The sequence below is a fragment of the Nesterenkonia sp. F genome (assembly GCF_000220985.1).
In the GTDB taxonomy this organism is placed as follows: domain Bacteria; phylum Actinomycetota; class Actinomycetes; order Actinomycetales; family Micrococcaceae; genus Nesterenkonia.
This window is the reverse complement of sequence record NZ_AFRW01000109.1, coordinates 1-11,317: the sequence shown is the minus strand read 5'-3', so window position 1 is coordinate 11,317 and position 11,317 is coordinate 1. Positions and strand designations below refer to the sequence as shown.

The following is an 11,317-nucleotide window of genomic DNA, read 5'->3' as shown; positions in this document are numbered from 1 at the left end:
GCGAGGACGACTGCCCAGGCCGGAGCGCGCCAGGCGGAGAGCGCGACGAATCCCGCCACGGCGATCACCAGCGCTCCCGTGCCGGAGGCCAGCACTCCGGCGGTGAACACCGGGGTGTACAGCGCGGCGGCGAGCAGACCCACGACGCCGGCGTTCACTCCGCGCAGCGACCTTCGCACCCGTGGGGCACTCCGCAGCGCCTCCCAGAAGGGCAGCGTGCCGACGACGAGCAGTCCGGCCGGCAGGAAGATCGCCAGCAGAGCGATCGTCGCGCCCAGGGCGCCGCTCGGGCCGCTGGTGGCCGAGGCGCCGAGGAACGAGGAGACGGTGAACAGCGGACCGGGCACCGCCTGCGCGGCGCCGTAGCCGGCGAGGAAGGTGTCCTGGTCCACCAGGCCGGCGCCCACGGTCTCGCCCCGCAGCAGCGGCAGCACCACATGCCCGCCGCCGAAGACCAGCGCCCCGGCGCGGTAGAAGAGGTCGACCAGCGTCGCCGTCGGACCGGCGGCGGTGTCCGCGAGCGCGGCGGCGAGAGCGGGCAGCCCGACCAGCAGCAGTCCGAAGGCCGTCAGTGCCGCGGCGGCGACACGGCCGCGGATGCGCACGGCGAAGGCGTCCTCGGCTGGGGCCGGGGCGTCGTCGTCGGGCAGCAGGAGCAGTCCGGCGAGCCCGGCGAGGACGATGACGCCGATCTGCGCGGCCGGATGCGGGATCAGCAGCACCAGAATCATCCCGGCCGCGGCGATCGTCGCCCGGCGCGGATCCGGAGCGTGGGCCCGGGCCATGCCGAGCACCGCATGGGCGACCACGGCGACGGCGGCGGCCTTCAGCCCGGACACCCATCCGGCCTCCGAGAGATCGCCGGCGAGCGCGATGCCCTGGGCGACGGCGAGCAGCAGCACTGCCGAGGGCAGCGTGAAGGCCGCCCAGGCGGCGACCATGCCGCGGAATCCGGCCCGCTGCAGGCCCAGGGCCATCCCGACCTGGCTGGAGGCCGGGCCCGGCAGGAACTGGCAGAGGGCGACGAGATCGGCGTAGGCGCGCTCGGAGAGCCAGCCGCGGCGGACCACGAAGGCCTCGCGGAAGTAGGCCAGATGCGCCACGGGTCCGCCGAAGGAGGTCAGGCCCAGGCGCAGGAAGACCAGCAGCACGTCGAGGGCGCGGCCGGGCGGTCGGGGCGGACTCGCGGCGTCGACGGGAGGAGATGGCATCGGCGTCGATCCTGCCCGCATCGGGTGAACGAGGGGTGAACATCTGCTGTGGTGCAGGGCTCGCACCGGGGTGCTCCGCCGTAGAGTGGAGCGCATGCGTGACATGCTCGACGACACCTCGCTGCAGTCCTTCCCCGTCACGGCGGATCTGGTCCATGGAGCGGTCGAGCTGACGGCCGGCGAGCGCGGGCTGCGCCCGTGGCGGCTGCCCGAGCGAGCCCGCCGGCAGATCCACGACGACGGCGCCGCGAAGGTCGTCGCCGACCCCTCCGGCGTGCGGCTGCGGATGCGCACCGCCGCCGACCGGCTGCTGCTGCAGGTGATGCCGCTGGACCGGACTGTCCATGAGGACCCGCTGCGCCCCGCCCAGGTCTATGACGTCCTGGCCGACGGCGAGCTGATCGCCCAGCCGGTCGCCGAGCCGGCGAGGGCCGGCGCGGCGCAGGACTGGCTCGTCGACGTCGCGGCGGCCTGCCCCAGCGGGCGGCTGCTCGACGGCGAACGGCTCGTCGAGGTCTGGCTGCCCGCCGAGGAGCCCACCGAGCTCATCGCGGTGCACAGCGACGCGCCCGTGGAGCCGGCGCCCGAGGACGGACTGCGCTGGGTCCACCACGGCAGCTCGATCAGCCACGGCGCCGTCGCCGTCGGGGCGGCGCATGCCTGGCCCGCCGTCGCCGCCCGCCGCGCCGGGCTGGATCTGGTGAATCTGGGCTTCGCCGGACAGGCGATGATGGACCAGTACACTGCCCGTGCCATCCGGGACCTTCCGGCGGATCTGCTCTCGGTGAAGCTGGGCATCAACATCGTCAACGGCGACACCTTCCGGCTGCGCAGCTTCGCCCCGGCCGTCCACGGGTTCCTCGACACGATCCGCGACGGCCACCCGGAGACGCCGCTGCTGCTGATGACGCCGATCTGGTGCGGCATCCATGAGCACACCCCCGGCCCGGTGGATATCGAGCAGGTCGACGACGGCGGCGGGCCGCGGTCCCTCGCCCGGGCGACCGGCCATCCGGCGGAGGTGGCCGCCGGACGGCTGACGCTGACGATCATCCGCGAGGAGCTCGCCCGCATCGCCGCCGAACGCGCCGCCGAAGACCCGCATCTGCACCTGGTCGAGGGCCCCGCGCTCTACGGCGCCGAGGATGCGAATACCCATCCGCTGCCCGATGCGCTGCATCCGGACACTGCGACGCACCGGCTCATCGGCGAGCGTGCCGCCGACGGGCCGCTGCGCGCCGTGCTGGACGAGACGGCCCGGACAGTGCGGGCGAGCTGAGCCGGAGGCCGCGTCGGCGGATCGACCCTGGCCCTCTGCGGCACGTCCCAGTAGCCTGCCGCCCATGGCCATCGCACTGGAGAACGTCGGCATCGCCGTCGCTGATCTCGACGCCGCCGTCGCCTTCTTCACCGACCTCGGCCTCACCGTGATCGGCCGGGACACCGTCCACGGCGCCTGGGCGGACACCGCCGTGGGTCTCGACGGCAACCATGCCCGGATCGCGATGCTGCAGACGCCCGACGAGACGGGCCGGCTGGAGCTCATGGAGCAGATCCATCCCCCGGCGATCGAGGCGGCGCCGGTCCGGCCCCACCAGATCGGCATGCACCGGGTGGCCTTCTCCGTCGACGACCTGGACGAGGCCCTGGAGATCGCCGCCCGCCACGGATGCCGCCCGCTGCGCGGGGTCGCCACCTACCAGGACCTCTTCCGGCTGACGTATCTCCGCGGCCCGAGCGACATCCTGGTGATGCTGGCGCAGCGACTGTCCTGAGGCCGGCCCCGGGAAGCGGCGGCGCACATCAGGGCAGCAGGAATTCGGCCGCCAGCGGGATCGTGACGATCGAGGCCAGCGTGCCCGCCACCAGGATCGCCGCGGCGAGCCGCCCGTCGCCGTCGTACTCCTCGGAGAAGACGAACACCGTCGTCGACGAGGGCATCGCGGCCATCAGCACCAGGGCCGCGGCCCAGACGGGTCCGAGATGGTCGGTCAGCGGCAGCACCGCCAGCCAGGTGGCCAGCGGCAGCACGAGGATCTTCACCGAGGTGCCCAACGTGATGGCACGCTTGGACACTCCGCCCGAGCGCACGCCCTCCAGGGCTGGGTGCATGGCCAGTCCGACGGCGAACAGCGCCACAGGGACTGCGGTGTCGCCGACCATCGCCACGCTCTCGGAGAGCATCTCCGGCACGGACAGCGGGGTGAGCACCACCGCCAGCGCCGCGGCCATGGACAGCGCGACCGGGTTCAGCAGCACCGCCTTGCGCACGATCGGCCAGAGCTGACGGCGCCAGGCCGCGCGGAATCCGTCCGGCCCCGCCGCCCCGGTCGCCGCCGTGCGCACCACCGGGTACCCGGTCATGTAGATCATGTTGTGCGTCAGGTGCAGCACTCCGGCGGCCAGGGCGGCCTCCGGCCCGACGGTGCTGAGCGTGATGGGGATGCCGAAGTAGCCCACGTTGCCGAAGGTCGCCGCCAACGACGTCGGCGCCGCGCCGGGGGCCGCCCGCGGTCCCATGCTCCGCGTCACGGCATAGGTGATCAGCGAGAGCAGCAGCGTCACTCCTGCCGCCAGCGGGATCGCGGCGACCGGCACGCCCTGTGCCTGTGGGGCGGCCAGCACGGCCGAGAAGACGAAGGAGGGCAGGCCGAAGTAGAAGACGAATGCGTTGAGCCCGGACTGGGCCTGACGGAAGCGCGCGGCGAAGCCCGCCAGGAACCCGACGGCGAGCACGATGAACATCGGTGCGATCGTCGTCAGCATCTCGAGCATCCGACCATCCTAGAACAGGCTGGCGGGCATGACGCGTCAGGAGATCTCGGACGAGATGACGGCTCTGCGCCGCTGCGGGAGGATGAGGAGATGAGCTCCTATGTGCGGCCGCCGCTCGATGCGCCGGTCTGCTCCACGACTTCCTCCACCCGGCATGCGGGTGTGACGCATGCGATTCCACGTGGGACGCGGAAGCCGATGAACTGGAACAGCAGGTGCTCGCAGTCGTCACCGGACAGTACCGAGAGACCATCGACCGCGGATTCCGCTCCTGGGTCGCGTACGAGCTCGCCTACCCTGACGGCGCGAGATCGGGCCGATCGCGGGCACGACACATCCCCTCTCACCGTCTCAGAGCCGCAGCTCCCACCCTCCGGAGCCTCTCCGGACGGTGGGCCGCTTGGCCTCACGCAGCTGAAGAGTCGTGATCAACACGCCCTAGACGACACGCCCTAGAACAGGCTGGCGGGCGGCTCGACCAGCTCCGGGGAGTCGTGGCGGACGTCGCCGACGGCGCGGCCGACCTCGTGGACCGTCCAGCCGGCGGCGACGTCGTGGGCCCGGGCCCGCAGTCGTTCGACGTCGGCGGTCGCCGCCTCCCGACTCCGCTCGCCGGGGACGATCCAGGCGGCGGCGGTCTCGGCGTCCATGGCCAGCGGGATCCGCTCGTGCAGATCGGCCAGCGTCCGCAGCGTCTGGGCCCCGTCACCGGAGTCGCCGTCCACGTCGTCGGCGCCGGGCTCGGGCGAAGGGCCGGTGAGGATCGTCGTCGACAGCAGCCAGGAGTCGGCGCCGGCGGCGGCCAGCCCGGGGTCCTGCCACCACTCGTAGAGACCGGCGAAGAGCAGCACCGAGCCGTCGGCCGGGCGGATGTAGTGCGGGGTGCGGACCACCTTGCCGGTGGTCTCGTCGACGGAGGACCGCCACTCGTAGTAGCCCTGGGCCGGCACGGCGCAGCGCCGCCGACGCACCGCCGAACGGAAGCTGGGCTTGCTCGCCGCCGTCTCCGAGCGGGCGTTGAAGGTCTTCGAGCTGAAGGAGAGCGAGTCCGCCCAGCCCGGCAGCAGTCCCCAGCGGGCGGTGTGGATCTCCCGGAGGGTCGCCGCCGGGGCGGCCGAACCGTCAGCGCCGGCATCCTCGACGTCGTCGGCGTCGTCGACCTCGACCAGCCGCTCGACGAGGATCGGCACCGTCGCCGTCGGGGCGATGTTCCAGGACTGCTGGATCGCCGTCGGCGCCGGGACCTCGACATCGTCGAGCCCGGCCGCCGAGAGCGCGTCGACCAGGTCGCCGGCCCGCAGGGCCATCACGTATCGACCGCACATGCTCGCACCGCCTCCCTCTCCGTCGTCCTCGTGTGCTCGGAGGCGCTCACCAACGCAGCCCCGTGCGCAGCGGCGCTCCTCGCCCCGGCAGCGTGAACCGATCGTCGCGGCCGGCGGTGGTGCCGGCCAGCGGGTCGAACTCCGGCGGCTCGCCGGCGCGGACGACGTCGCGCTGCGGCTCCAGGATCTCACAGACCACCTGGACCACCAGGTGGATCACCGCCGCCATGTGCAGCATGATGCCCAGCCCGTAGGCGATCTCGATGAGGTGATGGCCGGCGCCGAACTGACCGCCGGAGGTGATCTTCGCGCTCATCAGCCACACCGCCGCCCAGTGGAAGACCTCGACGGCCTGCCAGGCCAGCAGTCCGCGCAGCCTCGGGCGGGCGAGCACCGCCAGCGGGATCAGCCACATCACGAACTGCGGCGAATAGACCTTGCCCAGCAGGATGAAGCAGGCGACGATCAGGAAGCACAACTGCGCGAGGCGCGGACGCGTCGGCGCGGCGAGGCCCAGCCAGGCGATGCCCAGACAGCAGAGCAGGAACAGCCCGTTGGAGAGCAGCGAGAAGCCCGCGCCGTCCAGCGGCAGCCAGGTGAAGGCCAGCCACATCGAGGAGAACGAGACCTCGCGCTCGGAGGAGAACCGGTAGAAGGTCGACCACTGCTCGAAGGCGGTGAGCATGAACGGCAGGTTGACCACCAGCCAGGAGCTCGCGGCCCCGACGACGACCGCCGCCAGCGAGCGCAGCCGCCCGGTGCGCAGGCACAGCACCAGGATCGCGCCGAGGAAGAACAGCGGATACAGCTTCATCGCCGTGCCCAGTCCCAGCAGCACCCCGGCCCAGACCGGCCGCGAGCGGCCGAAGAGCAGCAGCGCCAGGGCCCCGAGGAACACCGCCCACATGTCCCAGTTCACCGACAGCGTCAGGATGATCCCGGGAGCCAGTGCGACCAGCAGCGCGTCGCCGCGCCGGCGTCCGGCCGAGGCGGCGGTGGCCAGCACAGTGCCGAGCCAGCAGAGCACGACGGCGGCGTGGTTGAGGTCGTAGAAGGCCAGCACCCGGTCCGCGCCCTCGCCGGTGCCCGGCACCAGCGAGGCCAGCGTGCCGGCGACCACGCCGATGAGCACCGGATACTCCATCACCTGGCCTTCGGGCGCCGGGTCGACGAACGGGAAGTTCCCCGAGGCCAGCCCCCGCTCGGTGAACAGCAGCGAGAAGTCGGAGTAGCACATGTGCACGTGCTGGTCGGGGCTGGCCCAGCCGTTGATCCGGCACCATTGCACCGCCAGCACCGAGAGTGCGGCGCCGACGACGGTGGCGGCCAGCAGCAGCGCCAGCAGGCGGCGGCCGCCGGGCAGCCGAAGCGGTCCCGGGCCGGTCGCGCGGTCGGAGCCCCCGAGGCTCTGCCCGCGGTCGTCCTCGGACGAGTGCTCGGCGGGGTTCTGGGACGGTCGTCTCACCTGGTGTCCTCCGTGCTGGGGCGATCGGCGGGATGGGGGCGGCCGGTCGGATCTCTCGGCCCGTCGCGGGGCGATCCTCGGGCGGACTCGGTCCCGGTACCGGTGCCGGGCACTGTTCCGGGCACCAGCTCCTGCCTCGACCAGGAGCGGCTGCGGACCGTCGGCGCGCGCAGCGAGGTCCAGCCCTCGGCGAGGTTCCACCGCTGGGCGGGACGGGAGAGGTCGAAGTGCTCGCCGGTGCCGGGATCGATGAGCACCAGGAAGCCCAGATAGGCCAGTGCGACGAGCACGGCGATGGTCTGCACCGCGGCGGTGTCGATCCACTGGGCGACCGAGAGCTGTCCGACCAGCGAGAGCAGCACCGCCACGGTGAGCACCAGAGTCACCAGCATCAGCAGCCGTCCCCGGTGGACGTGGACGACGGCGACCAGCGGCAGCACCCACAGCAGGTACCAGGGCTGGATGATCGACGAGCAGGCCACCACCAGGGCGACGGCGTATCCCGCCCAGAGCACCGGGTTGCCGAGGCGCGGCCTGAGCAGCATCATCGCGACCAGCAGCACCGAGAGCACGCGGAAGCCCAGGTGGATCGTCGAGGCGACGGCGTCGGCCTCGGGACCGCCGGCCTCGGCGACGGCCCAGCCGACGGCGCCGCCGAGCAGCCCCACCGGTGCGGCCTGGGTGATCGCCGACCCGGCGGTCAGCGCCGCGGTCACCCATCCCAGGCCGACGCCGAGGGCCTGACCGGCCGCCAGCAGCAGCGCGACGGCGACCGCCCCCGCGACGAGCCACTCACGCAGTCGCAGGGCGTAGGAGTCGGTGCGCCGCAGAGTCAGCAGCATCGCGAAGGGCAGCACGACCACGGCGATGGGCTTGATCGCCACTGCGGCGGTGAGCACCACGATGGCCGCCAGCCTCCGGCGGCGCAGAGACCACCACAGCCCCAGCAGGACCAGCCCCATCATCGGCGCGTCGTTGTGCGCCGCCGGCAGCAGCACCAGCAGGCTCAGCGGGTTCAGCAGGCACAGCCACAGCGCCCAGGCCGGCTGCGAGCCCATCGCGCGGGCCAGCCGCGGGATGACATGGACCATCAGCAGCACTCCGGCGAGGCTCAGCAGCCGGAAGCACAGGATGCCGATCTCCGGGATCCCGCCGGAGAGGACCCAGATGCCGCGCGCGATGAGCAGGAACAGCGGCCCGTAGGGCGAAGGCGACTGCGCCCAGACGCCGTCGGCGCCCTCCATGAACCAGCCGGGCAGCTCCGAGACGCCGGTCTCGTAGGGGTTCATCCCGCTCTGCAGCACTCGCCCCTGGGCCAGATAGGAATAGACGTCGCGGGAGATGATCGGCAGCGTCAGCAGCAGCGGGGCCGACCACATCCACACCGCCGTGCGCACTGTCGAGGTGGCCTCCGGAGTCCAGCCGCCCACCCGGCGCGACAGGCGCAGCCAGGAGCGCACCAGCAGCAACGTGCCCAGCACCAGCAGCACGGTGCAGGTGACCACCCCGGCGGTGGTGGTGCGCAGCGGCAGCAGCATCGGACTGGTCGCCAGCAGCGAATCCGGGGTGATGGGCAGCCAGCCCACGCCCCAGGAACCGACCATGATCAGCAGCGCCGCCAGCAGCCCCTGACGCAGCGTGTGCGAGACCGCCGCCTCCTCGCCGCCGATGAGCCAGGACGTCACCGGCAGGCGGCCGAGCAGCTCGCGCAGGGCCACCACGAGACGGCCGAGACGGGACTCACGCATGAGCATCCCCGGAATCCCCGGAATCCGCGGAGTTCTCGGGGCGCTCGGTCTGTGCCGGCCGCGCCGCCGCGGGCGCCGCCGCGTGCTGCGTCGTCGGTACTCGGCTGCGCCAGCCCTGGAACAGCACCCAGCGGGTGCCGCGGTCGACGAGCGCCATCCAGGCGATGCAGAACCACGAGATGGTCAGCGACAACGCCGCCATCCGACCGTCCATCTGCAGGAAATTCCAGATGGAGAGCTGGTCCATCGCGCCGAAGGCCAGGAAGAAGGCCACGGTGAAGACCACCCATTTGAACTGCCAGTCGCCGCGGATGCCGGTGACGGCGAAGAGCGGCAGCAGCCACAGCAGATACCAGGGCTGGATGATCGGCGAGAGGACCACCAGCGCGGTCAGCGCCCACATCATCCGCTGGACGATGTGCTGCTCCGAGCCGCGGATCATCAGCACGATCACGATCGCCACCGAGACCAGCCGGCCCAGGAGCTTCAGCGTGTCCAGCGTCCAGTACGAGGTCAGGCCCAGCGAATCCAGCACGGTGCTCAGCGCGGTGTCGAGGATGCCGATCGGCGACCAGAACACGCTGCCGGTGCCGGTGCCGGCCAGCACCGTCACCCAGCCGAAGCCCGAGCCCTGCACGAACCCGACGGCGACGAGCACGGCGGCGGCCAGCCCGGCGGTCATCGTCCAGTACCCCAGGCGCCGCGGCCAGGAGGCGCCCGGACCGGCCCAGAGCAGCCCGATGAACGGCAGCAGCACCATGGTGATGGGCTTGATCCCGATCGAGAGCACCACCAGCAGCGTGGCGACGACGCCGCGGCCGCGGGCGGCGGCCCAGACCCCCGCGAGGGCGAGGCCGACCATCAGCGCGTCGTTGTGCGCCGAGGAGATGAAGCTGACGATCAGCAGCGGGTTCGCGACGGTGATCCACTGGGCCCGCGCCGGGTCGACGCCGTGCATCCGGGCCAACGGCGGCACGCACACCATGATCAGCACGACGCCGAGCACACAGGCGGCACGGAAGAGCAGGATGGCCAGGTCGACGTCGTCGCCGGTCAGCCGCATCACTGCGGCCTCCAGCCACAGGAAGATCGGGCCATAGGGCGTCTCGGACTCCGCCCAGAGGATGTCGGTGCCCAGCTGGAACCAGTTCGCCACCGAGGAGACGCCGGTCTCATAGGGGTCGCGCCCGGCGAGCACCAGCCTCCCCTGGCCCAGATAGGCGAAGACGTCGCGGGAGAAGATCGGGGCGGCGACCAGCTGGGGAAGCGACCAGAGTCCCGCGGCCACCGTGACGGTGCGCAGGCTTCTCCCGCCGAAGCCCTCCAGCGCTCGCCCGAGACGCAGCCAGGCGCGGAACATCACCCAGCAGCCCAGGGTGAGCGCCACCGTCGAGGTGATCACACCGACCGGCTCGGTGCGGAGCAGGATCACCCAGTCCAGCCGGGCGACCGCAGAGATCGCGACCAGCCAGCCGACGCCGAGGGAGCCCAGCAGCACCAGCAGCGAACCCAGCATCCCCTCCACGATCGGTCCGCGGGGACTGCGCGGGCGGTGCTCGGTGCGGCCGAACTCCTGGATGCGGGAGAGCACCTCGTGGAACCGACCGCCGGGTCTCGGCGTCCGGGAAGCGGGATCGTCGGCGGCGGCCTGCTCGGTCATCCCCCCGAAGATACCACCGGAGGTTCGCGCCGCCGGGGTGCCCTGCGGGCGCGGATCCGCGTGCTGGCGGGGTTCGAGTCGACGGTCCGACGGCGGCCGACGGTCCGGTGCCTCCGGAGCGGGCTCCTCGATAGACTCGACCCGTGACTTCCTCAGAGACGACACCGACGACTCCCTCCGCGACGACCGCCGCTGCGATCGAGACCGCCTCCGGAGCAGCTCCCGGCACCCGGCCCTCCGGCTCCAGCGCCGCCGGCGACTGGACCGGGCGCATGGTCTGGATCGACTGCGAGATGACCGGGCTCGATCCCGACTCCGACGTGCTGCTGGAGGTGGCCGCCCTGGTGACCGACACGGAGCTGAACATCCTCGGCGACGGCGTCGACGTCGTGATCCGCCCCGAGGACGGCGCCCTCGAGTCGATGGGCGACTTCGTGCGGCGGATGCACGACTCCTCGGGCCTGCTGGATGAGCTGGACTCCGGCCTGACCGTCGACGAGGCCCAGCGCCGCGTGCTCGACTACGTGCGCGCCTGGGTCCCGGAGGCCGGCGTCGCTCCCCTGGCCGGCAACTCGGTCCACGCGGACAAGGCCTTCCTGCGCCTGGCCATGCCGGACCTGGTCGACCATCTGCACTACAGGATCATCGACGTCTCCACGATCAAGGAGCTGGCCTCGCGCTGGTACCCGCAGGCCCGCGGGGACGCGCCGGAGAAGACCGGCAATCATCGCGCGCTGGGCGACATCCGCGACTCGATCGAGGAGCTGAGGCACTACCGGGCGACGATCTTCCGCCGGGACTGACACCTGCCCGGAGGCGATGAGGCGGACGTCACACCCGCTCCGGGCGGGTCTCGATGTCTCATCGCCGGCCGGATGTGTGTAGACTGTCATCTGCTGTTCGACAGCCCGGGGCAACACCGGGACCTGCGGAGAGCACGACGAATGCGGAATAGTCCGCAGTCGTGGTGGGCGTAGCTCAGTCGGTAGAGCATCGCGTTGTGGTCGCGAGGGTCGCGGGTTCGAATCCCGTCGCTCACCCGGATGATCTGTGGGGCCCATGCTTTCGATCGGAGGCATGGGCCCCACTGCTGTCCGACGGCCCATCCCGAGCCCGGCGCCGCCGTCTCGAGC

General features: G+C 72.1%; 10 protein-coding genes and 1 tRNA gene. 5 read left to right on the top strand and 6 right to left on the bottom strand.

Annotated features, from left to right (window positions below):
• Positions 1 to 1,211: chromate efflux transporter (gene chrA, locus GU5_RS0109150; protein WP_010525283.1), on the bottom strand; the 1,211-nt coding region annotated here is incomplete at its 3' end.
• A 94-nt stretch (positions 1,212 to 1,305) separates the two neighbouring features.
• On the opposite strand from chrA, the gene GU5_RS0109145 reads away from it, so the two are divergent.
• Positions 1,306 to 2,490 carry an SGNH/GDSL hydrolase family protein gene (locus tag GU5_RS0109145; protein WP_010525282.1) on the top strand — a complete coding sequence of 395 codons (1,185 nt, stop codon included), beginning with the start codon at positions 1,306 to 1,308 and terminating at the stop codon, positions 2,488 to 2,490.
• A gap of 64 nt (positions 2,491 to 2,554) precedes the next feature.
• Positions 2,555 to 2,986 carry a VOC family protein gene (locus GU5_RS0109140; RefSeq protein WP_010525281.1) on the top strand — a complete coding sequence of 144 codons (432 nt, stop codon included), beginning with the start codon at positions 2,555 to 2,557 and terminating at the stop codon, positions 2,984 to 2,986.
• Positions 2,987 to 3,014: 28 nt separating this feature from the next.
• Here GU5_RS0109140 and GU5_RS14995 read toward each other — a convergent pair whose 3' ends face one another.
• Entirely contained in the window at positions 3,015 to 3,986 is a 972-nt protein-coding gene (locus tag GU5_RS14995) for an AEC family transporter (RefSeq protein WP_010525280.1), read from the bottom strand.
• A gap of 128 nt (positions 3,987 to 4,114) precedes the next feature.
• Here GU5_RS14995 and GU5_RS17640 point away from each other — a divergent pair, with 128 nt between their 5' ends.
• Positions 4,115 to 4,414, top strand: coding sequence for a DUF6226 family protein (locus GU5_RS17640; RefSeq protein ID WP_237704706.1), 300 nt, complete (start codon positions 4,115 to 4,117; stop codon positions 4,412 to 4,414).
• A 24-nt stretch (positions 4,415 to 4,438) separates the two neighbouring features.
• On the opposite strand, the gene GU5_RS0109130 is transcribed toward GU5_RS17640, so the two are convergent.
• Genes GU5_RS0109130 through mptB (GU5_RS14980) form a run of 4 tightly spaced genes read right to left on the bottom strand, consistent with a single transcriptional unit; the run spans position 4,439 to position 10,184 of the window.
• Positions 4,439 to 5,311: an SOS response-associated peptidase gene (locus GU5_RS0109130; RefSeq protein ID WP_083830446.1), complete on the bottom strand. Its 873-nt coding sequence runs from the start codon at positions 5,309 to 5,311 to the stop codon at positions 4,439 to 4,441.
• A 46-nt stretch (positions 5,312 to 5,357) separates the two neighbouring features.
• A complete protein-coding gene (locus tag GU5_RS17375; RefSeq protein WP_010525278.1) occupies positions 5,358 to 6,776 on the bottom strand; it encodes a glycosyltransferase family 87 protein in 1,419 nt (472 codons plus the stop codon).
• Positions 6,773 to 8,524, bottom strand: coding sequence for a polyprenol phosphomannose-dependent alpha 1,6 mannosyltransferase MptB (gene mptB / locus GU5_RS17370; protein WP_192807257.1), 1,752 nt, complete (start codon positions 8,522 to 8,524; stop codon positions 6,773 to 6,775). Before mptB (GU5_RS17370) ends, GU5_RS17375 begins: the two co-directional genes overlap by 4 nt.
• A complete protein-coding gene (gene mptB, locus GU5_RS14980; protein WP_010525276.1) occupies positions 8,517 to 10,184 on the bottom strand; it encodes a polyprenol phosphomannose-dependent alpha 1,6 mannosyltransferase MptB in 1,668 nt (555 codons plus the stop codon). The genes mptB (GU5_RS17370) and mptB (GU5_RS14980) overlap by 8 nt, the downstream gene beginning before the upstream one ends.
• 143 nt (positions 10,185 to 10,327) lie before the next feature.
• Here mptB (GU5_RS14980) and orn point away from each other — a divergent pair, with 143 nt between their 5' ends.
• Together orn and GU5_RS0109105 are read left to right on the top strand one after the other, a co-directional pair.
• Positions 10,328 to 10,987 (top strand): oligoribonuclease, encoded by a 660-nt coding sequence (gene orn / locus GU5_RS14975; RefSeq protein ID WP_010525275.1) that lies wholly within the window; start codon positions 10,328 to 10,330, stop codon positions 10,985 to 10,987.
• A gap of 164 nt (positions 10,988 to 11,151) precedes the next feature.
• Positions 11,152 to 11,224: transfer RNA gene (locus GU5_RS0109105), tRNA-His, on the top strand.
• Positions 11,225 to 11,317 lie beyond the last annotated feature (93 nt).